This is a genomic window from Pseudoduganella sp. GCM10020061 (assembly GCF_042683405.1).
GTDB lineage: Bacteria > Pseudomonadota > Gammaproteobacteria > Burkholderiales > Burkholderiaceae_D > Telluria.
Genome location: NZ_JBHUJS010000014.1, coordinates 155,960 through 181,561 on the forward strand (window position 1 = coordinate 155,960; position 25,602 = coordinate 181,561).

At 65.4% G+C, this 25,602-nt stretch carries 23 protein-coding genes and 1 riboswitch; of the genes, 13 read left to right on the top strand and 10 right to left on the bottom strand.

The window, feature by feature from the left end; translation table 11 throughout:
* The first annotated feature begins 14 nt into the window (after positions 1 to 14).
* The 9 genes from ACFSQR_RS17185 (at position 15) to pcp (ending at position 9,898) form a co-directional block, all read left to right on the top strand.
* Positions 15 to 446, top strand: coding sequence for a hypothetical protein (locus tag ACFSQR_RS17185; RefSeq protein WP_377731231.1), 432 nt, complete (start codon positions 15 to 17; stop codon positions 444 to 446).
* 39 nt (positions 447 to 485) lie between these two features.
* A complete protein-coding gene (locus ACFSQR_RS17190) occupies positions 486 to 1,955 on the top strand; it encodes a sodium:solute symporter (protein ID WP_377731233.1) in 1,470 nt (489 codons plus the stop codon).
* A 29-nt stretch (positions 1,956 to 1,984) separates the two neighbouring features.
* Positions 1,985 to 3,841, top strand: a complete 1,857-nt coding sequence (gene sppA, locus ACFSQR_RS17195; RefSeq protein ID WP_377731235.1) for a signal peptide peptidase SppA — start codon at positions 1,985 to 1,987, stop codon at positions 3,839 to 3,841.
* Between the two features lie 172 nt (positions 3,842 to 4,013).
* Positions 4,014 to 6,158 carry a S46 family peptidase gene (locus tag ACFSQR_RS17200; protein ID WP_377731237.1) on the top strand — a complete coding sequence of 715 codons (2,145 nt, stop codon included), beginning with the start codon at positions 4,014 to 4,016 and terminating at the stop codon, positions 6,156 to 6,158.
* A 249-nt stretch (positions 6,159 to 6,407) separates the two neighbouring features.
* Entirely contained in the window at positions 6,408 to 6,992 is a 585-nt protein-coding gene (gene pnuC / locus ACFSQR_RS17205; protein ID WP_377731238.1) for a nicotinamide riboside transporter PnuC, read from the top strand.
* The gene (locus ACFSQR_RS17210) at positions 6,989 to 7,546 is read left to right on the top strand and encodes an AAA family ATPase (protein ID WP_377731240.1); all 558 of its coding nucleotides are present in this window, start codon (positions 6,989 to 6,991) and stop codon (positions 7,544 to 7,546) included. The genes pnuC and ACFSQR_RS17210 overlap by 4 nt, the downstream gene beginning before the upstream one ends.
* A 59-nt stretch (positions 7,547 to 7,605) precedes the next feature.
* On the top strand, positions 7,606 to 8,301 hold the full coding sequence (locus tag ACFSQR_RS17215) for a DUF969 domain-containing protein (RefSeq protein ID WP_377731241.1): 696 nt from the start codon (positions 7,606 to 7,608) through the stop codon (positions 8,299 to 8,301).
* On the top strand, positions 8,298 to 9,251 hold the full coding sequence (locus ACFSQR_RS17220; RefSeq protein WP_377731242.1) for a DUF979 domain-containing protein: 954 nt from the start codon (positions 8,298 to 8,300) through the stop codon (positions 9,249 to 9,251). Before ACFSQR_RS17215 ends, ACFSQR_RS17220 begins: the two co-directional genes overlap by 4 nt.
* A 2-nt stretch (positions 9,252 to 9,253) precedes the next feature.
* Positions 9,254 to 9,898: a pyroglutamyl-peptidase I gene (gene pcp, locus ACFSQR_RS17225; protein WP_377731406.1), complete on the top strand. Its 645-nt coding sequence runs from the start codon at positions 9,254 to 9,256 to the stop codon at positions 9,896 to 9,898.
* Between the two features lie 87 nt (positions 9,899 to 9,985).
* Here pcp and ACFSQR_RS17230 read toward each other — a convergent pair whose 3' ends face one another.
* The 5 genes from ACFSQR_RS17230 to ompR all read right to left on the bottom strand — a co-directional run bounded on the left by ACFSQR_RS17230 (position 9,986) and on the right by ompR (position 16,121).
* Entirely contained in the window at positions 9,986 to 12,124 is a 2,139-nt protein-coding gene (locus ACFSQR_RS17230; RefSeq protein WP_377731243.1) for a TonB-dependent siderophore receptor, read from the bottom strand.
* Between the two features lie 55 nt (positions 12,125 to 12,179).
* Positions 12,180 to 12,279, bottom strand: a riboswitch (TPP riboswitch).
* Between the two features lie 104 nt (positions 12,280 to 12,383).
* Positions 12,384 to 12,923: an SRPBCC family protein gene (locus tag ACFSQR_RS17235; RefSeq protein WP_377731244.1), complete on the bottom strand. Its 540-nt coding sequence runs from the start codon at positions 12,921 to 12,923 to the stop codon at positions 12,384 to 12,386.
* A gap of 159 nt (positions 12,924 to 13,082) precedes the next feature.
* Positions 13,083 to 14,039 carry a threo-3-hydroxy-L-aspartate ammonia-lyase gene (locus ACFSQR_RS17240; RefSeq protein WP_377731245.1) on the bottom strand — a complete coding sequence of 319 codons (957 nt, stop codon included), beginning with the start codon at positions 14,037 to 14,039 and terminating at the stop codon, positions 13,083 to 13,085.
* Positions 14,040 to 14,058: 19 nt separating this feature from the next.
* Positions 14,059 to 15,405 carry an ATP-binding protein gene (locus tag ACFSQR_RS17245; protein ID WP_377731246.1) on the bottom strand — a complete coding sequence of 449 codons (1,347 nt, stop codon included), beginning with the start codon at positions 15,403 to 15,405 and terminating at the stop codon, positions 14,059 to 14,061.
* Between the two features lie 14 nt (positions 15,406 to 15,419).
* Positions 15,420 to 16,121 carry a two-component system response regulator OmpR gene (gene ompR / locus ACFSQR_RS17250; RefSeq protein WP_377731407.1) on the bottom strand — a complete coding sequence of 234 codons (702 nt, stop codon included), beginning with the start codon at positions 16,119 to 16,121 and terminating at the stop codon, positions 15,420 to 15,422.
* 266 nt (positions 16,122 to 16,387) lie between these two features.
* On the opposite strand from ompR, the gene ACFSQR_RS17255 reads away from it, so the two are divergent.
* Complete coding sequence (locus ACFSQR_RS17255) at positions 16,388 to 16,834, top strand: hypothetical protein (protein WP_377731247.1); 447 nt, start codon at positions 16,388 to 16,390, stop codon at positions 16,832 to 16,834.
* A 154-nt stretch (positions 16,835 to 16,988) separates the two neighbouring features.
* Entirely contained in the window at positions 16,989 to 18,866 is a 1,878-nt protein-coding gene (locus ACFSQR_RS17260) for a flagellar assembly protein A (RefSeq protein ID WP_377731408.1), read from the top strand.
* Between the two features lie 133 nt (positions 18,867 to 18,999).
* Here ACFSQR_RS17260 and ACFSQR_RS17265 read toward each other — a convergent pair whose 3' ends face one another.
* Positions 19,000 to 20,082 carry an HDOD domain-containing protein gene (locus tag ACFSQR_RS17265; protein WP_377731248.1) on the bottom strand — a complete coding sequence of 361 codons (1,083 nt, stop codon included), beginning with the start codon at positions 20,080 to 20,082 and terminating at the stop codon, positions 19,000 to 19,002.
* A gap of 148 nt (positions 20,083 to 20,230) precedes the next feature.
* Between ACFSQR_RS17265 and ACFSQR_RS17270 the strand changes: the two genes are divergently transcribed.
* Positions 20,231 to 20,716 (top strand): chemotaxis protein CheW, encoded by a 486-nt coding sequence (locus ACFSQR_RS17270; RefSeq protein ID WP_377731249.1) that lies wholly within the window; start codon positions 20,231 to 20,233, stop codon positions 20,714 to 20,716.
* On the opposite strand, the gene ACFSQR_RS17275 is transcribed toward ACFSQR_RS17270, so the two are convergent.
* Genes ACFSQR_RS17275 through ACFSQR_RS17290 form a run of 4 tightly spaced genes read right to left on the bottom strand, consistent with a single transcriptional unit; the run spans position 20,713 to position 25,069 of the window.
* The gene (locus ACFSQR_RS17275; protein ID WP_377731250.1) at positions 20,713 to 22,683 is read right to left on the bottom strand and encodes an ATP-binding cassette domain-containing protein; all 1,971 of its coding nucleotides are present in this window, start codon (positions 22,681 to 22,683) and stop codon (positions 20,713 to 20,715) included. The two genes, ACFSQR_RS17270 and ACFSQR_RS17275, sit on opposite strands and share 4 nt — an antisense overlap.
* Complete coding sequence (gene prmB, locus ACFSQR_RS17280) at positions 22,683 to 23,573, bottom strand: 50S ribosomal protein L3 N(5)-glutamine methyltransferase (RefSeq protein WP_377731251.1); 891 nt, start codon at positions 23,571 to 23,573, stop codon at positions 22,683 to 22,685. The genes ACFSQR_RS17275 and prmB overlap by 1 nt, the downstream gene beginning before the upstream one ends.
* Before the next feature lie 12 nt (positions 23,574 to 23,585).
* Positions 23,586 to 24,722, bottom strand: coding sequence for a succinyl-diaminopimelate desuccinylase (dapE, locus tag ACFSQR_RS17285; RefSeq protein WP_377731252.1), 1,137 nt, complete (start codon positions 24,720 to 24,722; stop codon positions 23,586 to 23,588).
* A complete protein-coding gene (locus ACFSQR_RS17290; protein ID WP_377731254.1) occupies positions 24,719 to 25,069 on the bottom strand; it encodes an ArsC family reductase in 351 nt (116 codons plus the stop codon). The genes dapE and ACFSQR_RS17290 overlap by 4 nt, the downstream gene beginning before the upstream one ends.
* A gap of 166 nt (positions 25,070 to 25,235) precedes the next feature.
* Here ACFSQR_RS17290 and ACFSQR_RS17295 point away from each other — a divergent pair, with 166 nt between their 5' ends.
* Positions 25,236 to 25,577, top strand: coding sequence for a ribonuclease E inhibitor RraB (locus tag ACFSQR_RS17295; protein ID WP_377731255.1), 342 nt, complete (start codon positions 25,236 to 25,238; stop codon positions 25,575 to 25,577).
* Positions 25,578 to 25,602: the final 25 nt, after the last annotated feature.

Sequence of the window (25,602 nt, forward strand, 5' to 3'; positions counted from 1 at the left end):
TTCGGGAGCCCATCATGCGCACCAAACTCGCCGCTAGCCTACTGAGCGCCGCGTCGCTCGCCTGTGCCGCCGCACCCGTCGCGCCGGCTTCCAACCACCCCATCCTTGGCATCTGGGAGCTCAACCTGCCAGAGCAATCCTGCTCGGAAACCTACCGCTTCCGCGCCGACGGCACCACCCTCGTGATGAGCGCGAAGGAAGTCTCCGAAAGCGAGTTCCGCATTCCTTCGCAGCCGAGCGACAAGGGCTTCTACAAGCTCGACGACAAGATCACCAAGCAAAACGGCGGCGCCGACTGCGCCGGCCAGGTGCTCAAGGTCGGCACCACCTCCACCAACTACATTCGCTTCAACGCGACCGCGACCGTCTTCATCATGTGCGCCGCCGAGTCGCTGGAAGATGCCTGCATCGGCCCGTTCCGGCGGGTGATCGGGCAGGACATCTAGTGTATATTGCTGGCGGATTGTCCATTACACCGCCAGCCTATGTCTCCTGCCATCCTGTTCGCCATCCTCATTGCCTATTTTGCACTGCTTCTCGCCGTCGCCTGGTTCACCGGCCGCAACGCCAACAACGACAGCTTCTTCATCGGTAACAAGAGCAGCAACTGGATGCTGGTCGCCTTCGGCATGGTCGGCACCACGCTGTCCGGCGCCACCTTCATCAGCGTGCCCGGCGCGGTCGGCGCGGACGGCTTCGGCTACGGTCAGATCCTGATCGGCTACGTGTTCGGCTACATTGCGGTGGCCTACATCCTGCTCCCGCTGTACTACCGGCTCGGGCTCACCTCGATCTACCACTACCTGGACGTGCGCCTCGGGCGCCGCTCCTACCAGGCCGGCGCCGGCTTCTTCATCGTCTCGCGCCTGTTCGGCGCCACCGCGCGCCTGTACCTGGTCGTGGCAGTGCTGCAGGCGATCATCCTGGACAGCCTGGGCGTGCCGTTCTGGCTCACCACGCTGGTCATCCTCGGCATGATCCTGATGTACACCTACCAGGGCGGCGTGAAGACCATCGTCTGGACCGACACCCTGCAGACTTCCTGCATGCTCGGCGGCCTGGCCGTCTGCGTCTGGTTCCTGCTCGACCGCATGGACCTGACCGTGGCCGAGAGCCTGGCGCAGATGGATGCGCGCGGCCTGTCAAAGATCTTCACCACCTCCGTCGACAGCCCGAGCTACTACCTCAAGCAGATCGTGGCCGGCGCCTTCATCGTATTGACGATGACCGGCATGGACCAGGAGATGATGCAGAAGACGATCTCGGTCAAGACCCTGAAGGACTCGCAGAAGAACCTGCTCAGCCTGACCGTGATCCTGGTGATCGTGCTGTCCGCCTTCCTGTTCCTGGGCGGCCTGCTGTACCTGTACGCGCCGATCGCCGGCGTCACCGAGACCGGCGACAAGATCTTCTCGGCGGTGGTGATGAACCACCTGCCGGCCGTGGTCCAGATCATCTTCCTGATCGCGCTGATCTCCGCGCTGTTCCCGAGCGCCGATGGCGCCATCACCGCGCTCACATCCTCGTTCTGCATCGACATCCTGGGCCTGAAGCGGCGCACCGACCTGAGCGAAGCCCAGCGCCTGCGCTGGCGCAAGGCGGTCCACCTGGGCTTTGCCTTCCTGTTCCTGGCGATCGTGATGATCTTCAAATGGGTGGACAACGCGAGCATGATCAACGTGATTCTCAAGCTGGCGGCGTACACTTACGGACCGCTGCTCGGCCTGTTCGCGTTCGGCATCCTCACCCGCCGTTCGATTGACGACCGCCGCGTGCCGTACATCGCCATCGCCGCGCCGATCCTGTGCGCGCTGCTGGAGGCGAACCAGGCCCACATCCTGGGTTCGTACCGCCTGGGCCTGGAACTGCTGATGTTGAATGGCCTGATGGTGTTCATCGGCCTGTACGCGATTTCCCGCCCCGAGCAGGCGGGCCGCCAGGCCGTCACCGCCTGACCTACACAAGTTTTAGTCGGAGGTAGCAGATGAAGTTCAAACCATTCTCGGCCATGCGGCGCGGCCTGGGCGCCTTCTGGCGCGGCGTCGACGCCACCCGGCGCACCTTCTTCAACCTCCTGTTCCTGCTGCTGGCGGTGTTCGTGCTGTGGGCGATCTTCGGCGGCGGCGTCAAGCCGCTTGGCGAAAAGACCGCGCTGGTGGTCGAACTGCGCGGCGACCTGCTCGAGCAGACCCGCGGGCGCCCGTCCGAGCATCTGATCGAAGGGCTGGCCGGCGGCGAAGTCAAGCGCAGCATGCAGCTGCGCGACGTGCTGACCGTGCTGAACGCGGCCGCCAAGGATCCGCAGATCTCCAGCGTGGTCCTGATCACCGACGAGCTGGATTACGCCGGCCTGGCCGTGATCGGCGAAGTCGCGCGTGCGATCGACCGCGTCAAGGCGGCCGGCAAGCCGGTGATCGCCTGGGGCGGCAGCTTCACCCAGCGCCAGTACGGCATCGCCTCACACGCCAGCGAAATCTACACGCACCCGATGGGTGGCGTCATGCTGGAAGGCTTCGGCGGCTACCGCAACTACTACGGCGAAGGCCTGAACAAGCTGGGCGTGACGGTCAACCTGATGAAAGTCGGAGCCTACAAGAGCGCGGCCGAACCGTACATCGGCAACGGCCCGTCGCAGGCCTCGCGCGAAGCCGACTCCTACCTCTATAACGCCCTGTGGGCCAACTACACCGCGGACGTCGAAAAGCAGCGCAAGCTGCCGGCGGGCGCCGTCATGCAGCTGATCGACAACCTGCCGCAGCGCCTGAAGGACCGGGGCGGCGACCTGGCGCGCGTCACGCTGGACAGCAAACTGGTCGATGGCCTCAAGACCCGCGACGAAATCCGCACCATGATGATCAAGCGCGGCGTCGCGGACGACGGCGGTGACAGCTTCCGCCAGGTCTCCTTCAGCGACTACCTCGAACGCAACCGTCCAAAGCTGTTCGGCGAGGGCGTCGCCGTGATCGTCGCCTCCGGCACCATCCGCGACGGTTCGGCCGGCCCGGGCACGATCGGCGGCATCTCCACCTCCAACCTGATTCGCGCCGCGCGTGAGGACGACCAGATCAAGGCTGTCGTGCTGCGCGTCGACTCGCCGGGCGGCAGCGCGTTCGCCTCGGAACTGATCCGGCGCGAACTGGAACTGACGCGTGCGGCCGGCAAGCCGGTCGTCATCTCGATGAGCAACCTGGCGGCATCGGGCGGCTACTGGATCTCGATGGCGGCCGACGAAGTGATCGCCGACGCCAACACCATCACCGGCTCGATCGGCGTGTTCGCCCTGGTGCCGACGGCCGAAAAGGTCGGCGAAAAGCTGGGCATCCGTGCCGATGGCGTTACCACCACCTGGGTCGCCGGCGCCTTCGATCCGCTGCGCCCGATCGACCCGCGCCTGGTGGAGGTCGTGCAGTCGTCGGTCGAAAACATTTACACCCGCTTCACGCGCAGTGCCGCGCAGGCGCGCAAGACCACGCCAGCCAAAATCGACGAAGTGGGGCAGGGCCGTGTCTGGACGGGCCAGCAGGCGCTGGACCGCGGCCTGGTCGATCGTATCGGCTCGTTCGGCGACGCCATCGACTCGGCCGCCAAGCGCGCCAAACTGAGTGGCGACTACCGTGTCGCCTACATCGAGCGCGAGAGCAGCAGCCTGGACCGGTTGCTGCAGTTCTTCGGCGCGTCGGCGTCGCAGGCACTTGCGGTGCAGGTCAAGCTTGGGCTGCTGGACGCGCTGCCGGCGGACGTGGCCGGCGAAGTCGCGGCCGACATGGAGTTTCTCAAGCAGTCGGCGGTGCGCGGCGCGCCGTTCAATGCCGTCGTCCACTGCATGTGCACTTCGCCGTAATCCGGCAGGGGACGGTCCCGCACCGGGACTGTCCCCATCGCTCCAGCGGTGCAAATTCGGCAAGGATCCCCGCTTTCGCGGGATGGCGGACGGGCGGAATCGCCGCGTAAACATTCTTTGCCAACACGCATTCGGCTATACTCCTGCGACGTTTCTCATCAGGGGTACTATCTTGTTCAAAACTCTCGCCTTGCCTGTCGCCCTCCTTGGCCTTGCCGCATCGGGCGCCGCCCACGCCGACGAAGGCCAGTGGCAGCCGCACCAGCTTCCGCAACTGAAAGCGGAACTCAAGCGCGTCGGCATCACCATCCCGGCCGAAAAGCTGTCCGACCTGTCCAAGCACCCGATGTCCGCGATCGTCTCGACCGGCGGCTGCTCGGCGTCGTTCGTCTCGCCGGAAGGCCTGGTCGTCACCAACCACCACTGCGCCTACTCCGCGATCCAGCGCAACTCGACGGCAGAGAAGAACTACATCGTCAACGGCTTCCTGGCCAAGACCCGCGCCGAAGAACTGCCTGGCGGCCCCACGCTGCAGATCTACGTCACCGATAAGGTCGAAAACGTCACCGACCGCGTGCTCAAGGGCCTGCCGTCGTCGATGACCGGCCGCGCCTTCAACGAAGCGGTCGCCGGCCGCATCAAGCAGCTGGTCGCCGAGTGCGAAACCGACAAGTCCTACCGCTGCTCCGTGCCCGCCTTCCACCGCGGCCTCGAGTACTACCGCATCCGCCAGATGCGCGTGCGCGACGTGCGCCTGGTGTACGCACCGGCCGACATGATCGGCAACTACGGCGGCGACATCGACAACTTCGAATGGCCGCGCCACACCGGCGACTTCGCCTTCCTGCGCGCCTACGTCGGCAAGGACGGCCGTCCCGCCGACCCTTCGCCTGACAACGTCCCGTACAAATCCAAAGACTTCCTGGTCGTCTCCGCCGAAGGCCTGAAGCAGGGCGACCCGATCCTGCTGGCCGGCTACCCTGGCCGCACCAGCCGCTACAAGCTGCCGTCCGAGATCCGCTTCGCGCGCGACGTCAACTTCCCGGCGCGCGCCGCCGAAATCACCGCCGACCTTGGCGTGATCGCGCAGGCCACCAATGGCAACGAAGCGAACGCCGTGCGCTACGCCGACGTCGTCAAGTCCGCCAACAACGTCCTCAAGAAAACGCAGGGCCTGATGGACGGCTTCGCGCGCAAGGACATCGCCTCGATCAAGGACGTGCAGGATGCCGAGTTCCGCGCCTGGCTGGCCAAGAACCAGTCCGCCGCGCCGACCGCCATGCTGTCCGACCTCGACAAGCTGATCGCCGCCGACATGGCGCTGACCAACGAGGAACTGGGCTACTCGATCGCCACCACCAGCGCACTGCTCAAGAGCGCGCAGACCCTGTACCGCCTCTCGCTGGAGCGCCAGAAGCCCGACGCCGAGCGCGAGACCGGCTACCAGGAACGCGACATCTCCTTCATCAAAGCGCGCCTGCAGCGCCTCGAGCAGTCGTTCGTCGGCAGCGTCGACGAAGCCCGCTTCGTCGCCGCCCTGCAGCGCTACGCCAAACTGCCGCCGGCAATGCGCGCCAAGGGAATCGAACCGATGCTGCCAGCGGTAGCGAGCGTCCCGGCCCTGTACCAGCAGACCAAACTGGGCGACACCGCCACCCGCCTCGCGTGGATGGACAAGTCCCCGGCCGCGTTCGAACAGTCGACCGATCCGTTCATCCAGCTGGCCGTCAAGATGTACGGCGAAGCGCTGGCCCTGGAGAACCGCCGCAAGGACATCGACGGCAACCTTGACCGCACCATCCCGCAATACATGGGCGCCGTCATCGCGTGGAAGAAATCGCAGGGCAAGCCGGTCTACCCGGACGCCAACTCCACCCTGCGCGTCACCTTCGGCACCGTCGGCCCGTACTCCCCGCGCGACGGTATCAGCAAGGGCCCGTTCACGACCGTGGAAGGCATCTTGGAAAAGCACACCGGCAAGGATCCGTTCGACGCGCCGGCCAAGCTGCGTGAAGCCATCCAGGCCAAGCGCTACGGCGCCTTCAAGGACCCTGTGCTGGGCACCGTCCCCGTCGACTTCCTGTCCAGCGCCGACACCACCGGCGGCAACTCCGGCTCCGCCGTCATGAACAAGAACGGCGAACTGGTTGGCCTCAACTTCGACTCCACGTACGAGTCGGTGACCAAGGACTGGTACTTCGACAGCGCCATCACGCGCGCGATCCACGTCGACATCCGCTACATGCTGTGGGTGATGAAGGAAGTCGACCGTGCCGACAACGTCCTCGCCGAAATGAAAATCAAATACAAGAAATAGCCCCAAACGGACGGCTCACCCCGTCCGTTTTTCCTTTCGGGGTCAGGCATGTCCGAACCCCAAACCGGAATTTTTACCCCCGCCGGGGTCAGGCACCGAATTAGGAATTTTCCGACGCCATTCTGCGGATATTGGTTCCTACATCGGGTTGGCGCTGTTTTGGGGAGTTTCCCGACAGGTGTTTTCGGATTGCTTACCGATACACCGGGGCAAGCACGCGCTGCCTGTTGCTTTTGAATTGTTGACTTGATGAACGAAGCGATCACACTGTTTGGCCTGCCGACCACGCCGATGGAGCTGCTGTCCTTTGCGCTGGCGGTAATCACGGTGCTCCTGACGATCCGCCAGAATCACTGGGCGTGGCTGTTCACTATCGTCTCTTCCGCCACCTACGCGGTGGTTTTCTACAACGCCAAGCTGTACGGCGACATGTCGCTGCAGTTCATGTTCATCGGCGCGGCCTTCTGGGGCTGGTACCAGTGGCTGCGCGGCGGTGCAGACCATGGGGAGCTGAAAGTCTCGCGCCTGTCGCGAAAGGGGATCGCCTCTTCGGCCGTCGCGTGGCTGGTGCTGTTCGGGGCCGTGGCGATGCTGCTGTCGCGCTTCACCGACACCGACGTCGCCTACCCCGACGCCTTCCTCACCGCCGGCAGCCTGGTCGGCCAGGTCCTGCTGGCGCGGAAAAAGCTGGAGAACTGGGTGGTCTGGATCATCGTCGACATCCTGTATGTCGGCCTTTACGTGTATAAGGACCTGATGTTCACCGCGATCCTGTATGCGATATTCATCGCCCTTGCAGCGCAGGGCCTGCGCGTGTGGAGGCGCGCGCTGTGACCGTCGCCCGCATCGCCATCCTGGGCGCCGAGTCGTCCGGCAAGTCGACGCTGGCTGCCGCGCTGGCCGAACGTTACGACACGCTGTGGGTGCCCGAGTACCTGCGCGAGTTCGTGGATACGCGCCAGCGCGTGCCGTTCGAGGCGGACCAGGTACTGATCGCGCGCACGCAACTGGCGCGCGAAGATGAAGCGGCAGCGCGCGCGTCGCATCTGCTGTTCTGCGATACCACGCCGTTCATGACTGCGCTGTACAGCCGCTTCTACTGGCACCGCGTGGATGAGGAGCTGGCGCGGCTGGCGGCGCGCCACGCGTATGCGGCCACGTTTGTCGCCGCGCCGGATACGCCGTGGGAGGCGGACGGACTGCAGCGCGAGTCGGCGGAGATCCGCGATTACGTGCATGGGCAGGTGATCGGTGCGCTGGAGGCGCGCGGGATTGCGTACACGCTGCTGGAGGGCAGTGTGGATGCGAGGGTGGAGCGCGCGGCCCAGGTGTTGGCGCAGCTGGAGCTGCATGAGCGGCGCAGCGGCGAGGACCGGCGCAAGAAATAGAGCCTGACCGAGGCCAGGAAACCGGGAAGCACCCGGACATGACAATAAGTGGGAGAGCGATGGAGACAGCAGTAAACCTGTGGCCGCTGGTCGGCGTAGCCGTGATCGCAGCCGGCTTCCTGATGCGCGCCAACCCGATGCTCGTGGTGATTGCGGCCTGCGCCGCCACCGGGCTCGCGGCGGCCATGCCGCCGGTGGCGATCCTGGAGTCGCTCGGCGCCGCGTTCATCAAGACGCGCAACCTGCCGCTGATCGTGCTGCTGCCGCTCGCTGCCATCGGCCTGCTGGAGCGCTTCGGCCTGAAAGAACACGCGCAGGCGACCGTGGCCAAAATCCGCGCCGCCACCACCTCGCGCCTGCTGATCGTCTACCTTGCCGTGCGCGAGATCTCCGCCGCCGGCGGCCTCACTTCGCTCGGCGGCCACCCGACCATGGTGCGCCCGCTGGTCGCGCCGATGGCCGAAGCCGCGGCCGAGCGCGACCATCCCAAGCTGTCCGACAAGCTGCGCTACCGCATCCGCGCCATGGTCGCCGCTACCGACAACGTTGGCCTGTTCTATGGCGAAGACGTCTTCGTCGCATTCGGCGCGGTGGTGCTCATGCACACGTTCATGGTGGCCGAAGGGGTGCAGGTCGAACCGCTGCACATCGCGCTGTGGGGCGTACCGACCGCGATTTGCGCATTCTTCATCCACGCGTGGCGGCTGCACCTGCTGGGTGCCCAGATCGCGCGCGAAGCGAAGGAAAGCGCATGATCAAGCTCGACTACTTTTACCTGGTGCTGGGCGCGATGCTGCTGATCGTCGCCGCGATGACGGCCACCGACAAGTCGAACCCCAAGCGCTACACCACCGCACTGTTCTGGGCCATGTACGCCGCCATCTACCTCGCGGGCGAAGCCATGCCGCACGTGATCGCGGGCGCGATCATGGTGGCGATGGCGCTCGTGGCGGGCTTCGGCGGCGTCAGCCACGGCAAGCCGCAGGTGCCGCCGGAGCAGGAGCGCCGCGCCAGCGCCGCACGCCTCGGCAACAAGCTGCTGATCCCCGCGCTCACGATCCCCGTGGTCACGCTGATCGGCTCCACCCTGTTCAAGGATGTGGAATTCGGCGGCATCCCGGTGCTCGAGCAGCAGCACCTCACGCTGGTGAGCCTGGGCTGCGGCGCGCTGCTCGCGGTGATCGGCGCATGCTGGCTGACCCGCTCGACCCCGCTGCAGGGCATGCGCGAGTCGCGCCGCATGATCGATGCGATCAGCTGGGCCGTCGTGCTGCCGCACCTGCTCGCCGTGCTTGGCCTGCTGTTCGCGCAGGCCGGCGTGGGCAAGGCAGTCGCGTTCCTTACCACCTCGTACATCCCGATGGAGTCGCAGCTGGTGGCCGTCGCGGTGTACTGTATCGGCATGGCGCTGTTCACCGTCATCATGGGCAATGGCTTCGCGGCCTTCCCGGTAATGGCTGCAGGTGTCGGGATCCCGGTGCTGATCGGCGTCTTCGGCGCCAACCCGGCTGTGATAGCGGCGATCGGCATGTTCAGCGCGTATTGCGGTACCCTGATGACGCCGATGGCGGCCAACTTCAATATCATCCCGGCCGCGCTGCTGGAGCTGCCTGACAAGTACGGCGTGATCAAGGCGCAGATTCCGACCGCGCTGGGCATCCTGGCCGCGAACATCGTGCTGCTCTACTTCCTGATGCATCAATGACCATGACGACTACCGTGCTGCTGACCGGCTTCGAGCCATTCAATAACGCCACCGTCAACCCGGCATGGGAGGCCGTGCGCCACCTGGACGGCTGGCGCGAAGCCGGCTTCGTCGTGCACGGCCGCCAGCTGCCGTGCGTGTTCGGCGAGGCGAACCGCGTGCTGTGCGAAATCATCGACGAGCTGCGGCCTTCCATCGTCATCGCGGTAGGGCAGGCGGGCGGTCGCGCGGACCTGTCGGTGGAACGGGTTGCGATCAATGTGGACGATGCGCCGATCATGGACAACAGCATGCAGCAACTGGTCGATACGCCGGTGGTCGCTGGCGGGCCTGCTGCGTACTTCTCTACGCTGCCGATCAAGGCGATCGTGAAAGCGATGCGGGAGGCGGGACTGCCTGCATCGGTGTCGCAGACTGCGGGGACCTTCGTGTGCAACCATGTGTTCTATGGGCTGATGCATCACACAGAAGGGAAGGCGATGCGGGCCGGGTTCATCCACATTCCGTATCTGCCGCTGCAGGCGGCGGCGTTTCCAGGGGCTCCGAGCATGGCGCTGGACGATGTGATGGAAGGGTTGCGGGTGGCGGTGCGCGTAGCGGTGCAGGGTGGTGCCGACATTGTGGATGCGGGCGGGCGCACGCATTAGCATACAGGCCCCGTTCCCGGGCTGGGCGGGACGGCGGCTAAAGATCAGGGGACGGACCCCGGTGGGGACCGTCCCCGCCCCCCCTGTTTAGAAGTCGTACTGCGCGGAGACCCTGAAGACGCGCGGTGCGCCCGGCAGCAGGTAGCCGCCCAGCGCCGGCGTCACGTCGCGCCAGTAGAACTTGTCGAACACATTGTCCACGTTGGCTCGCAGCGTCAGGTTGCCGCCGCCGGCGCGCGTGGTGTACGACGCGCCCAGGTTGAACACGTGGTACTTCGGCACGAAGGTCAGGTTCTCCTTGTCGAAGGCCTTCTTGCCGGAGAACTGCCAGGCGCCGTTCACCTTCAGGCCCTGCACCTGCGGCACCGAATACTCCAGCCATGCGCTCGACTTGAACTGCGGGACGTTGGTCGCGCGCTTGCCGTCGATGGCCGGGTCGCCCGTGCCTTCCTGGCGCGTCTGCAGCGCCGTCGCCGACGCGCCGTAGCGCAGGTTCAGCGACAGGCGGCCGCTGGCGGCCAGTTCGATGCCACGGTGGGTCTGGTCGCCATTGCGCACATAGAAGTTGTCGGCGTCGGTGTACTCGAGTCCTTTGCGGATCTGGAACAGCGTGACCGAACCATTCAGGATGTCGCTCACCGATGCCTTGGCGCCGATCTCCACCTGGTGCGAACGGCTAGGCGGCAGCGGCAGGCCCGGATTTTCGGTCTCCATCGGCGCGTAGCCGCCATGCTCCATGCCGTGCGCGACGGAGCCGTACACCGACCACAGGCCGGACGGTGCGTACACCAGCGCGACGTTCGGCAGCGTGAAGCTCTCATCGACGCCGTTGCGCTTGACCGACACATGGCGCAGGCCGGCGTGCAGCGTGTACGCGTCGCCCAGGCTGACGATGTCCTGCACGAAGACCGCGCGTTCGCGCTCCGTGTTCTGCTCGCGCACCGTGTCCCAGTCGAAGGTCAGGCCCGACGGCGGCACGATCACGTTCTTGTAGATGTTGGAGACGCCAGCGAATTCGTACACGTAGTCGCCAAACACGTCGTGGCGCTCGTAGAAGGAAGCGCCCGCCGTCAGCTGGTGCGCCACCGCGCCGGTCGCGAATTTGCCCTGCACGATCGCCTGCGCGCCCGCCGGGGTCTTCTTCTCGCCCAGGCTCTGGTAGTCGTACACGTCATAGTCGCCGTTGGAGCAGTAGCCCGGCCACAGGAACTCCTGGCTGCAGCCATACGGGAAGGCGGTGTAGTCGTCGCGCTTGAACCAATGCTTGTTGGCCGCCAGCGACATGTTCCATGCGTCGTTGAAGCGGTACTCGAAGCGCAGGCCGAGGTTGGTGCTGTCGGTGTCCACCGGCTTGGTCCAGGGCTGGTCGTTCAGCAGCGTCTTCGGCGACACGTTCGCCGGCAGAGCGACATTGCCGATCAGCTGGTAACCCGGCGCGGTGACCTGCGACTTGTGCTGGTAGTCCATGTCCAGTTGCAGCAGGGCCTGCGGCGACATCTGCCAGTCGAACGCCGCGGAGAAGAACTGGCGCTCGCCATCGGCGCCCTTGACGTAGGAGCGCAGGCGCTCGCCGGCCGCGTTGATGCGGTAGCCGAAGCGCGAATCGGTAAAGCGTCCGCCCGCGTCGACCGCGCCGTACAGCGTGCCGCGCTCGCTCGCGCCGACCGTGGCGGACAGCAGAGGCGACTGGGTGGGACGCTTGACGACGTAGTTGACGATGCCGCCCGGCGAAGCGACGCCTGCCTGCAGGCCGGCGAGGCCCTTCAGCACCTCCAGCCGCTCCTTGTTCTCGAGCGGGATCTGGGTGTCGGCCGGGATGGCGATGCCGTCCTTGCGGTAGCTCGATGCGTTATCGAGGGCGAAGCCGCGGATCGAGAACTGTTCTGCGTAGCCGACCGCGTTGTACGAGTCGGAAATGCTGGCGTCGAGCTTGACCGCGTCGGTGGTGTTGCGGATGCCCAGGTCGTCCATCAACGCGCGATCGATGACCATGATGGAGGAGGGCGTCTTGACCAGCGGCTGCTCGGAGAAGCCGCCGACGGTGGCGTGCTTGGTGGTGTGCACCCGCTGTGCGGTAATGACGACTTCTTGCGCGGTTTGCGTTGCCGCGGCTTGCGCGGCGGGCACCGCCGGTGCAGGGGATTCATCGGCTGCAAATGCGGGGGCGACAAACGCTTGCGTCAGCGCCAGTGCCAGCGCTGTGTACTTCAGGGATTGATTGGGCATGTTGTTAGCTCGTTGTTATAAAAACCTGAGCCAACGCGGGAGCATTCAAAGGTGGGAGAACAGCTTTGCGCTTTCCTTCGCTGGCATTATCCAGATCAGGTACGAAGGGTATTTCTCACCCGGACGGTAAATGTCCAGGACCCCTAGCGAACGCGCATGATACACCAAGCGGCTGGTGTAGTGGAAGTTTGTCATCTCGCGGCGGGAAGTCCGGAGACAGTCCCGCAGCCGCTGAGTTGGCAGGCAGTCCCCTGGCCGGCTAGCGCGTGGTGCGGTTTTCGGCCAGCGCCTTGATCCTGGCGAGGCCTTTTTCGAAGTCGGGACCGATCATGCTGTCCATGCTGACGAACACGCTCATGATCTTGGAAATGAATGGCATCGGGCCGCTCATCTGCCAGATGACCTTGGTGCTGTCGCCGCGCGGCTCGAACATGAAGCGGGTCTGGTTGGCCGATTCGAACGGGCGCACGAAATCGAGCTGGATGGCGATGTCGCGCGGGGGCGACATGCCGACGATTTCCATGCGGCCTGCGCCCACCTGGTCGTTGCCGTCCCACGCGTACACGGAGCCGACACCCGACTCCGCGCCGCTGTAGGTGCGCCGCATCGTTGGGTCCAGGCCTTCCCACGGCGACCATGAGGTCCAGTTGCGGAAGTCAGCCACCAGCGGGTGGATGGTTTCCGGCGGTGCCTGGATCTCGATGTGGCGGGTGACCGTGAACGTATCGGGCTTGGCAGCGGCCAGGCCGAGGATGAGGGCAATTGCTGCGAGCAGGACGACACCGACAGTCTTTAACATTTTTGTCTCCGGTGAAACTGACTTGAAAGCTTAGAGCCTGGCTGGACGATTTGGTTCAATGCCGTTCGGGTGCGCGGGAGCCCATGCTGAGTTTGCCAAGGGAAAGCCGGCTCAGTATGGATCCCGGCCTGCGCCGGGATGACATTGGTGGTGACGGTGCTACGAGACGAAGCGGGCGAAGCTGGCCAGGTCGACGTTGCCGCCACTGATGACGACGCCGACGCGCTTGCCCTCGACCGGCACGGCGCCCAGCATGGCCGCCGCCGCCGCAAGGCAGCCGGTCGGCTCCACCACCATCTTCATCCGTTCTGCGAAGAAGCGCATGGTCTGCACCAGCTGCTCGTCCGGCACCGTGACGATGTCGTCGACCAGCCTGCGGATCACATTGAAGTTGTGCTGGCCGAGGTGCGTGGTCGCCGCCCCATCGGCGATGGTCTTGGGCGCGGCGATGGTGACGATCTCGCCACGACGCAGCGATTGCTGCCCGTCGTTGCCCGCTTCAGGTTCCACGCCGATCACGCGGCAGTCCGGCGACAGTGCGCGCGCCGACAGCGCGCTGCCCGCGAGCAGGCCGCCGCCGCCCAGCGGCACCAGCAGCACGTCGAGCGGCCCAGTGTCTTCGAACAGCTCCCTGGCCGCCGTGCCCTGGCCAGCGATCACGTGCGGATGGTCGTACGGCGGGATCAGCGTCATGCCGCGCTCGGCGGCGAGGCGCCGGGCGATTTCTTCGCGGTCTTCGGTATAGCGGTCGTAGGTGATGACTTCGCCGCCGTATTCGCGCGTGGCGCGCATCTTCATCGCCGGCGCGTCGAGCGGCATGATGATGGCCGAGCGGATGCCCGCCAGCCGTGCCGACAGCGCGATCGCCTGCGCGTGGTTCCCGGACGAGAAGGTGAGCACCCCCGCGCGGCGCTGCTCTTCGGTGAACTGCGCGATGGCGTTATACGCGCCGCGGAACTTGAAAGCGCCCATGCGCTGGTAGTTCTCGCACTTGAAGAACAGCTGCGCGCCCGCCTGGCTGTCGGCGGTGCGTGAGGTGAGCACGGGAGTGCGGTGCGCTACGCCTTCGATGCGGCGCGCGGCCAGCTCCACGTCGTGGTAGCCAGGTTCGGTCATGTGGAATCCTCTTTGATTGTCAGGCGGCCGGCAGCATGATGATGCGCACCAGCAGGCCGCCGCCCTCGCGATTGCGGACATGCAGCTCCGCATTGTGCCGCGAGATGACCCTTTCCACAATGGCCAGGCCGAGCCCTGCGCCGTTGGCCTGTCCGCGCGCGGTATCCATGCGCGTGAACGGCTTGAGCAGCTGTTCGATCGCCTCCGCGGGCACGCCGGCGCCGTGGTCGCCAATCTCAATGATCACACGCCGCATCGGGCCAAGGCCGTGCGCATGGCAGCGGATATCGAGCTCGGTAAAGTCCGTGCCGGGCGTGTGGCCGTAACGGCGCGCGTTTTCCACCAGGTTGTTGAAGACGCGCCGCAGGTCGGTGGCATTGCCCATCACATGGATGTCTTCCGCGATATCGCAATGGACGCGCATGGACGGGATGCGCGCCGCTTCACGGCCCACTTCTTCCAGCATCGCGGTCAGGTCCACCGGCACGAAGCTCGACGCCTCGGTCGGCTTGGCGTAATCGAGGAACTGGCCGATGATCGCATCCATCTGCGCGATATCGGACTGCATGCCTTCGCGCGCTTCCGGCGACAGCGACGCCATCTCCACCTCCAGCCCCATGCGCGCGAGCGGCGTGCGCAGGTCGTGCGAGATGCCGGCCAGGATGACCGCGCGGTCCGATTCCACCCGCTGCAAATCGTCCACCATCTGGTTGAAGCTGCGGTTCGCCTCGATGATCTCGGTCGGTCCTTCTTCCGGCAGCGGGTCCGGACGGCGCCCGCGCGCGATGCTGCGCGCGGCTTCCGTCAGGCGCGCCAGCGGCAGGTTGATGAGGCTCGAGATCAGCGCCGCGCCCACCAGCGACAGCAGGCCGACCACGCTGGCCCAGCCCAGCCACTGCACGCCGGTCAGGCCCTGGATGCGCTCGCGTTCGAGCATCAGCCAGTACTTGTCGTCGTCGATGTTAAAGCTGACCCAGAAGCCCGCCGATCCGTTGACGCGGGCGGAAAAGCGCGTGTCCGATCCCAGCTTGGCCTTGACGATGGCCTCGATGTCTTCCATCAGCGGGTTGTCCGGCGGCGGGTCCACCTCGTCGGTCACCTCCAGCGTGAAGATGCGGATGCCCTCGTTGGCCACCAGCTCGAACAGCAGCTCGCGGCGCAACTCGGGCGCCGAGTGGGTGAGGGCGGCCTTGGTGATGGTGACCACCGAGATCACCTGCGCGGCCAGCTGCTGCGCCTGCGGTCCGCGCTGGACGTAGCTGATCATCCCCACCCATGAAGCCATGGACAGGGTGGTCAGGATTCCAAGCAGCAGGAAGGTGCGCCAGAACAGGCCACTCCTGATCCAGGCCAGGCGCTTTGGCATTCCCGGATCCCGCACTATCGCGGCTGGCCTTCAGGGATGAATACGTAGCCCAGGCCCCAGACGGTCTGGATGTACAGCGGGCTGGAAGGATCCGGTTCGATCAGTTTGCGCAGGCGCGAAATCTGCACGTCCAGGCTGCGGTCGAACACCTCGTATTCGCGGCCGCGCGCCAGTTCCATCAGCTTCTCGCGCGACAGCGGCTGGCGTGCATGGCGGGCGAACACCTTGAGCACCGAGAATTCGCCGGTGGTCAGGGGAACGGTCTCGCCATTCTTCTTGAGCGTGCGCGTGCCCAGGTCCAGCACGAACTGGCCGAACTCGAAGGTCTGCGGGGTTTCCGAAGGAGCGCCCGGGATTTCGTCCGGACCCTTGCGGCGCAGGACAGCGCCGATGCGCGCCACCAGTTCGCGCGGATTGAACGGCTTGGGCAGGTAGTCGTCGGCGCCCATCTCCAGGCCGACGATGCGGTCGACGTCCTCGCCCTTGGCGGTGAGCATGATGATCGGAGTCTGGTCGCCGGCCCCGCGCAGGCGGCGGCAAATCGACAGGCCATCCTCGCCCGGCAGCATCAGGTCCAGCACCAGCAGGTCGTAGCGCTCGCGCAGCCACAGCTTGTTCATAGCCGGGGCGCTTTCGGCCGTGACCACGGTGAAGCCTTGTTCCGTGAGATAGCGGCGCAACAAATCGCGCAGGCGTACGTCGTCGTCGACCACCATGATCTTGGCGCCGTGGCCGGCGTTCCCGGTCGTTGCTTCGCCACCAGTGTTTTGTGTATTTTGGGTGTTCATTGCCTGTCAAATTTGTCAGATTGATGTCGCTATGGTAACGTCTTATCGGGCTGGAATACACCTCGCGCGGAAGTCATTACAAAGTGTTACAAACTTTACCCAATCGGTCTTACCACCTGCAAAGTTTGGCCATACACTGCCGTTACGGTTGAATCAAGCTTATCTGTTTACAAGGCATCGGAAAAGAGAAACACATGCAGAACGCGTCCCACATCTCCCAGGTTGTCCATGCCCGCACGGCGGCGGCAGCGCGCAGCCTGTTCGCGCTGGGCTCGGGCCTGGTCCTCGCCTGCGTCATGGCCGCATCCGGCGCGCAGGCGCAGGAAACGCCGCAGCCGCGCCCAGAGCGCCCGCAGCCGCAGCGCGAGGTGCAGCAGCGTGAGGCGCAGCGCGACCTGCAGCGCGAGATGCAGCGCCAGGAAATGCACCGCCAGGAGCAGGCGCGCCAGGAGATGCAGCGTGAGCAGCGCGCGTACGAAGAGCAGCAGCGCCGCATCCTCCAGGCGCAGCAGGAGCAGCAGGAGCAGCAGGAAGGGCAGCGCCGCCATGGCCGCATGACCGCCGACGAACGCAGCGAACTGCGCCGCCAGATCAACGAGGCCAACCAGGATATCTACGCGCGCCCGCGCGGGCGCCGGTAAGACAGGATCGCAACAAAGGCAGCTTCGGCTGCCTTTTTTTCGACCAATGGTTATTTTCCAACCGACATCATGATACGCTTGGAAAATAATTATATTTAAGTATTGTTGCTACGGCAGCAATGTTGCTAGGGTCTGGAGCGAGGCAGTGACAGAAATGGTTGACAGCGGCGTCGAGCTGTCCGCCGGGCTTGCGCCTGCGGATGGGGTCGAGCATGGCATCATCTCCCGTGCGGACGGCGTGTACGCCGAGGCCGCCGTGTCCGGCCGCACATTCCAGTCCGCCGTCGACGGCGTGTTCGCTGCGGGGAACTGCTTCGCCGGCCTGAACTACGCGCTCTTCATCCGGCTGCTGTTCGGGATTGGCCCCGCCTTGCCGGCCGACGAGAGCGCGGTGCGCTTTGCCGACAAGATCGTTCCCTTCGATCCCGTGCGGCGCGCGCTCTACCGTGCGGTCAAGATCGAATCCGGCACCGCCGAATACTACTTCGAACCGGTGTTCATCGAGGACGCCGACGACCCCTTTGCCAGCCCGGTCCCGGCCCAGCTCACGCTCGATGAGTTCATCGCCGACATGTGGTCGAAGGGGATCCGCTTCGGCATCGATGTCGCCGCCGTGCGCGCCGCCATCGTATCGGGCAAGCAGGACCGCGTGACCGTCGCACGCGCGCTGCCGGCAACGCCGGGGCAGGACGCGGTCATCAACGAAGTCTCCGACGACATCCACCGCAACGACGCGCCGCGCCAGCTGGCCAACGGCAAGCTGGACCTGATGTCGTTCCAGAACCGCTTCCCGCAGATCAAGGAGAACGTGCGCCTGCTGCACAAGGTGCCGCGCAAGCTGGGCGTGGCCGGCATCGACCTCGCCGGCTTCCCGCTGGAGCCTGCGATCCCCGCCGACGTCGACCTGCAGGCGCTGGCCGGCCCGGGCATGCGCATCGAGCACACCGCCGAGGGCGAGTTCCTGGTATCGACCGTCGCGGGCTTCCTCAACGTCGACACCGGCACCGGCCAGCTGTCGGTAGGAGCCAAGATCGTCAGCTACGAGGGCGTGAGCACGCGCACCACCGGCAACCTGCAGCTGACCGGCGACTACGAGGAATTCGGCGAGATCCAGGAGAAGCGCGTCGTCGAGGGCGAGAACATCACCGTGCACGCGGACGTCTTCGGCAACGTGGTGTCGCGTGGCGGCACAGTCACCCTCAACAACAACCTGGTGGGCGGCAGCGCCAGCAACGCGCGCGGCAACATCCACGTCAAGGGCGTCGCCTCCAGCGCCATCGTGCAGGCGGCGCACGGCGAAGTCACGCTGGGCCGCGCGGAGAACTGCGTCATCTCGGGCACCCGCGTCTCGGTCGAGCATGCCGTCAACTGCGAGATCATGGCGGACGTGCTGACCGTGGGGCAGGCCGAAGGCTGCGCGGTGGCGGCGCGCAGCGTCACCATCGGGACAGCAGGGCCTCGCCGGCAGATCGAGATGCTGGTGTACGCGCTGGTGCCGGACGACGCCAGGATCAACGACGTGATCGCCCAGCTTCAGGAGCGCGTCGAACTGTTCCACATGGTGGCCGCGTCGCGCCAGGCCGAACTGGACACCCTGCAGAACGAGCCCGACGTGCGCAAGTACGTCATGCTCGCATCGAAGATCCGCAAGAAGGAAATCACCCTCACCGCCGATCAGGTGCCGCAGTTCCAGAAGATGGCGCTCGCGGTCGGGCCGCAGCTCAAGGCGATCGGCAAGCTGTCGCTGGAAGTGAAGTCCGCGCAGTCCGAGGGCAAGGCGGGCGCCGACCTGATCGCCCAGCTTGTCGAGCAGAAGAACGCCAGCTCCGGCGCCAGCAGCGTCGAGATTGGCGAACTGCGGGGCGACGTCATGGTGCGCACCATGCGTTTCAATCCGGACGGCAGCAGCGTCTACCACCTCCCCGTCAAAGAGATCAAGGCGCGCTTGCGCGGCGGGCAGCAGTTGGGCGAGCGTATTGCCTCCGGCAGCACCGGCTCCGTCCACTGGAGCACGGTCGCTCCCTCCGAATAAAAGGGACTGTCCCGCTTCATCGCTGTGGCGGAATCGGCCCATTTATGGCGAAATCCGCCAGGAATGACGGTAAGGCTGCGCAGGCTGAAGTGCGGGGGGAACAGTCCCTTGCAGGGAAGTCCCCGGCAGCCGGTCAGGCGTCGGCGGGCATGGCGGCGAGCGCCTCGTAGCAGCGCCCGGCAGCCATCGGCAGGCGTTCGAACACGTCCGGGTCGCCTTCTTCGATGACGCCGTTCTCGACCAGCATGCGCGCCTTGCCCATGTAGTCGGACAGCGCCATCAGCCGACCCAGCGGCGACATCACGGCGCCCTTGGCGACGCTGCCCTGTTCGCGGATTGCATGCGTTACCGACTGTGGGAAGTGCCACTCCTGCGCGATGCTGCACGACAGCCTGCGCGCCAGCGTCGCCAGCTGGGCGCAAAACATCTCCGAGCCCAGCGTGCGGTCGTCCCTGGCCGCCTGGTCCATCAGGCGCAAGGCGACGATGAGCCCCGTGTTCTGCACCAGCGCCGCCAGGAAGGCCTCGAACGGCTCGACCCCATTTTCGGGCGCGAGCGTGCGGTTGGCGTTGGCGCAGCGCTCCGAGCGTTCCCAGATCCGCGGCGCCAGCAAGCGCGTGTAGTAGCCCGAGTTCATGTCGATGATCGGCCGAAACGCGACGCTGGTGATCAGCTGGCGCAGGCCTTCCTGCCCGATTACCATCACCGCATGCTCCACGCTATTGATGGTCTTGCCGGTCCCGTGCATCGAGCTGTTGGCCAGCCGGATCACGGCCGCGACCAGCACCACGTCGCCCGAAATCGTGCGCGAGAGCTGCGCTCCGGAGAAGTTGTCGCTGCGCAGGCTTTGCAGCAGCTGCGGGATCAGCCCCGGCATGCGCCGCACCATCGCCGCGCCCGACTGCTGCGAGTTGACCACCGTCCGCACCGCGTCGAGCGCAGCTTCCTCGACCGGGCTGGTGTCCAGCACTGCTTCGCCGTTGGTGCCGAAGGCCCAGCTGTTCCAGAGGCGATTGAGATGGTCGGACTGCTCGAACGGAATGGCGCTGCCGCTGCCGACGGGCCCATCCGGGACGGCCAGTGTGACTGGCGGTGGCTCGGGATCCGCATGTTGCGGTAGAGGCACCCAAGTGGTGCCGGGCGCGATGTCATGGAGCTCGCGTTCCGTGCGCGAAGCGGGGCCGCCCGTGAACAGGCGTTGCAGCCATTGATACATTGCAGTTCCTTAATTGTTATATTTTCTGCAGCATTCCCATTGTAATGAAACCAGAAGTCATTGCAAGCGGGGAATTAGATTGATTGCAGTCAACAATAGGCCTGCGCCGCAAGAGTAGGATGGGGCACCTAGTCAAGGAACCCATCTTATGGATACGAGCGTATCGAAGAAGCCCGCGAGCACGAGCACCATGGAGTTCCTGAGCTTTTCGCTGGGTGGGCTTGAGTACGGGCTCGAGTTCAACAAGGTGCAGGAACTGCGCATGCTCAAGTCGCTGGAACGCGTGGCCAGCGGCGGTGAGGTGCTGAACGGCGTGGCGGTGTCGCGCGGCGTGATCATGCCCATCGTCGACATGCGCGCGGCGATGGAGGGCGTGCCGGCGCCGCCCGATCCGGCCACCGACGTGATCATCCTCGAATTGAACAACTGCGTGATGGGTATGGTGGTGGACGGCGTGACCGGCGTGGTGCAGCTGCGCCAGGACCAGATCAGTCCCATGCCCGGCGCTTCGCACAACGCGGACTACCTGATGGGGCTGGGCGAAGCGGAAGGCCGGCGCCTGGTCCTGGTGGACATCGACAAGCTGATGGCCATCAAGCGCAGGTCGGCCGGCCCGCGCCAGCACACGGCTTAAGCGGCCGCTTCCAGCTGCTCCTGCAGCGCCAGCCACTCCTCCTCGAGCTGGACGATATCCTTGCTGACGTAGGCCTGGTCGTTCAGCAGCGATTTGAGCTTGTCCTTGTTGGACACATCGTAAATCGCTTCGTCGGCCAGTTGCGCGTCGACCTCGGACTTTTTCGCATTCAGCCTGGCGATCTGCTCTTCCAGCTTTTTGATCTTCGATTCCAGCGGCTTGCGGATCGCGGCCATGCGCTGGCGCTGCTCCGCCTCCTGGCGCTTCTGGTCGCGGCGGTCGATCGCCGGCGGCGGCGCGACCGGCGAGGATGCCGGATACGCAGCCTTGTTCTCCTTGCCCGCAGCGGGCAGCACGTTCGTGCCCTTGCCAAGCTTGGTCTGGAACAGCCAGTCCTTGTAGTCGTCCAGGTCGCCGTCGAACGGCATCAGCTTGCCGTCGGCGACGATGATGAACTGGTCGGTGGTCGCACGCAGCAGGTGGCGGTCGTGGGACACCACGACCAGCGTGCCGTCGAACTGCGCCAGCGCCATGGTGAGCGCCTCGCGCGTTTCCAGGTCCAGGTGGTTGGTCGGCTCGTCCAGCAGCAGCAGGTTGGGGCGCTGCCACACGATCAGGGCCAGCGCCAGGCGTGCCTTCTCGCCGCCCGAGAACGGGCGGATCGGGCTGGTGACCATATCGCCCGGGAAGTTGAAGCCGCCCAGGAAGTTGCGCAGCTCCTGCTCGCGCACGGTCGGCGCGATCTTGGCGAGGTGCCACAGGGGCGACTCGTCGTGGCGCAGCATCTCGACCTGGTGCTGGGCGAAGTAGCCGATCACGAGGCCCTTGCCCACGGTCGCTTCGCCTGCCAGCGGCTTCAGTTCGCCGGCGATGGTCTTGATCAGCGTGGACTTGCCGGCGCCATTCACGCCCAGCAGGCCGATGCGCTGCTCGGATTGCAGCGAGAAGTTCACGCGGTTGACGATGACCTTGTCGCCTTCCTCGGTGTGGTAGCCGCAATCGACATCTTCCAGCACCAGCAGCGGGTTCGGCGCCGAGAGCGGCTCGCGAAACTCGAACGAGAACTCGGCGGCCGCGCGCAGCGGCGCCAGCTCCTCCATCTTGGCCAGCTGCTTGATGCGGCTCTGCGCCTGGCGCGCCTTGGAGGCCTTGGCCTTGAAGCGGTTGATGTACGACTCGAGGTGGGCGCGGGCGCGCTGCTGCTTCTCGATCATGCCGGCCTGCAGCACCATCTGCGCGGCGCGCTGGCGCTCGAACGCGCTGTAGTTTCCGGCGTAGCGCTTCAGCTTGCGCTCGTCGATGTGCACGATCACGTTGACGATCTCGTCGAGGAAATCGCGGTCGTGCGAAATGATGATCAGCGTGCCTTCGTAGCGCTTGAGCCAGTCCTCCAGCCAGATGATCGCATCCAGGTCCAGGTGGTTGGTCGGTTCGTCCAGCAGCAGCAGGTCCGATGGGCACATCAGCGCCTGCGCCAGGTTCAGGCGCATGCGCCAGCCGCCGGAGAAGCTGGCCACCGGCTGCTTCATCTGGTCGAGCGTGAAGCCCAGGCCCAGCAGCAGCTGTTCGCCGCGCGACTGCACCGTGTAGGCGTCGGCGTCGGCCAGCGCGCTGTGCACCTCGCCCAGCGCGATGCCGTTGGCGTCGTCGTGCGGCTCGCCTTCCAGGCGCTCCAGTTCGGCCTGCAGGCGGCGCAGGTTCACGTCGCCGTCGATGGCGTAGTCGAGCGCCGCGCGGTCCAGCGGCGGCGTCTCCTGCGCCACATAGGCCATGCGCCAGCGGGCAGGGAAGTCGATCGACCCCTGGTCCGAATGCAGCTCGTTGCGCAGCATGGCGAACAGGCTGGATTTGCCGGCGCCGTTGGCGCCAATGAGGCCGATTTTGTCGCCGGGGTTCAGCGTCAGGTCAACCGATTCGAGCAGCGGCTTGGTGCCGCGCATCAGGCTGACGTTGGAAAACTTGATCATTAAACGGTTTGCAGTTGTTCGGCGGTGAGCAGGAAGACCATGTCGTCTCCTGCGCTGGTGGTGACCCAGGTCAGGCCCATGTCGCCAAAGGCGGCTTCGGCGAACTCGCGCTCGTTGCCGATTTCGACGATCAGGAGGCCGTCCGGGGTCAGGCGCTCGGCGGCGCCGGCGATGATCTTGCGGACCAGGTCCATGCCGTCCTTGCCGCCGTCCAGGCCGATTTGCGGCTCGTGCAGGTACTCCTTGGGCAGGCGCGACATCGAGGTCGAGTTCACGTACGGCGGATTGGTCACGATCAGGTCGTACTTCTTGAACGGGACATGCTCGTACAGGTCGGACTCGATCAGGTTGATGCGGCCTTCGAGCTGGTATTCGCGCACGTTGCGCTCGGCCACCGCCAGCGCGTCGCGCGAGATGTCGACCGCATCGACCACCGCGGCCTGGAACGAATCGGCCAGCAGGATCGCGAGGCAGCCGGAGCCGGTGCACAGCTCAAGGATGTTAGACACCGTATCGGGATCCTGCACCCACGGCGAGAACTGCTCGGGAATCAGCTCCGCGATGAAGGAGCGCGGCACCAGCACGCGCTCGTCGACGTAGAAGTTGTACGAACCGAGCCACGCTTCGTTGGTGATGTAGGCCGCCGGCACGCGGTCCTTGGCGCGCCGCTCGATGATGGCGACCAGCTTGTCGACCTCGTTGGGCAGCAGGCGCGCGTCCAGGAATGGCTCCAGCTTGTCGAGCGGGAGCTTGAGCGTATGCAGGATCAGGTAGGCCGCCTCGTCGAGCGCATCGGCGCTGCCGTGGCCGAACGCCAGGCCTTCGGTATTGAAGCGGGTGACGGCGTAGCGAAGGATGTCGCGAACGGTGGTGAATGGCGTGTTGTGCATGATGGTCCCCGGTCAGGAAAGCAGTTTTTCCAGCGTACGGCGGTAGATGTTCTTGAGCGGATCGATGAAGCGCACTTCGATGTGTTCGTCGATCTTGTGGATGCTGGCGTTGGGCGGCCCGAATTCTATCACCTGCGGGCAGATCTCCGCGATAAAGCGGCCGTCGGAAGTCCCGCCCGTGGTGGACAGTTCCGTGTGTACGCCGGTTTCGTCGCAGATGGCCTGGCAGACCGCGTCGGACAGTGTGCCTTTCGGCGTCAGGAACGGGCGGCCGGACAGGGTCCACTGCAGGTCGTATTCGAGGTTGTGGTGGTCCAGGATCGCGTGCACGCGCGCTTCCAGGCCGTCCGCGGTGCTGGCGGTCGAGAAGCGGAAGTTAAAGTCGATGCACAGCTCGCCCGGGATCACGTTGTTGGCGCCGGTGCCGGCCTTGATGTTCGAGATCTGGAAGGAGGTCGGCGCGTAGTACTCGTTGCCTTCGTCCCAGTGCTCGGCCGCCAGTTCGGCCAGCGCCGGCGCGGCCTGGTGGATCGGGTTGCGCGCCAGCTGCGGGTAGGCGATGTGGCCCTGGATGCCCTTGATGACGAGGTGTCCGGACAGCGAGCCGCGGCGGCCGTTCTTGATCGTGTCGCCGAGGATGTGGGCGGAGGTGGGCTCGCCCACGATGCAATAGTCCAGCGACTCCTCGCGCTCCTTGAGCTGCTCCACGACGACCGCGGTGCCGTCGACCGCGTCGCCTTCCTCATCGCTGGTGACGAGGAACGCGATCGACCCCTTGTGGCCCGGGTTGGCCTCGATGAACTCTTCGACCGCGACCACCATGGCGGCCAGTGAGGTCTTCATGTCGGACGCGCCGCGGCCGTACAGCTTGCCCTCGCGGATCTCCGGCTTGAACGGGTCCGAGGTCCATTTCGCGGCGGGGCCGGTCGGCACCACGTCCGTGTGGCCGGCGAACACCAGCACCGGCGCGTGCGTGCCCTTGCGTGCCCACAGGTTGGTGACGCCGTTCGATACCACTGTCTCGCAGGTGAAGCCGAGCGGCTCGAGCAGCTCGATGATGCGGCGCTGGCAGCCGCCGTCGTCCGGCGTGATCGAGGACAGCGAGATCAGTTCCTCGGTCAGGGCGAGGGTGCGCGACGGTGCCTTCATACCTTGAAGATCCCGCGGTATTTGTCGTCGGAGAAGCCGACGTGCACCTGCTGTTGCGCGTCGAGCAGGACCGGGCGTTTCACCACCGACGGGTATTCCAGCATCAGCTCGAGCGCGCTGGCCTTGTCGGTCACGGCGGCCTTGCGCTCGTCCGGCAGGCCGCGCCACGTCGTGCCCTTGCGGTTGACCAGCACTTCCCAGTCCTGCTGCGCGAGCCAGCCGGCGACCGTATCGCGGTCCAGCCCCTGCTTCTTGAAGTCGTGGAAATCGAAAGGAAGCTGCTGGTCCGCCAGCCAGGTGCGGGCCTTCTTGACGGTATCGCAGTTGGGAATGCCGAATAGTTTCATACGGGAACGGGCAAAAGGGTGGGAGGGCAGGCCGACATTATACGTTCGATATGGCCGCGTCGCCCTGTGCGCAGCCCGCTTACGGCCTCAGGCCGCCAAGACCAGAATGTTGCCGAACTGCCAATTCGCGCCTACACTGCCCACAGATCACTTACCGAGGACTCGCATGGCCCACATTCCTGACTTTCCAGACGACGAAAATGGCGACGTGCTGCGCCAGATGGCCGAGCAGGGCGACGACCTGTCGGTGCCGCGCAATATCGACTTCACGCTGGTGTTCCCGGACGAAGAGCGCGCGCAGCGTTTCGCCGCGGCCTTCAGCCCGGCCTATCCCGTCACCGTCGATCACAGCGAAGTGGACGAGGACTGCCCCTGGGATGTCGTGGTGGTGAACCACATGGCGCCCGATCATGCCGCAATCACCGCGTTCGAGGAGCGCCTGCGGCAGGTTGCCGAACCGCTGGGCGGGCGCAATGACGGCTGGGGATGTTTTTCGCAAGACGATTGAGTGCCGGCAGGTTGCCTGCGGCGCC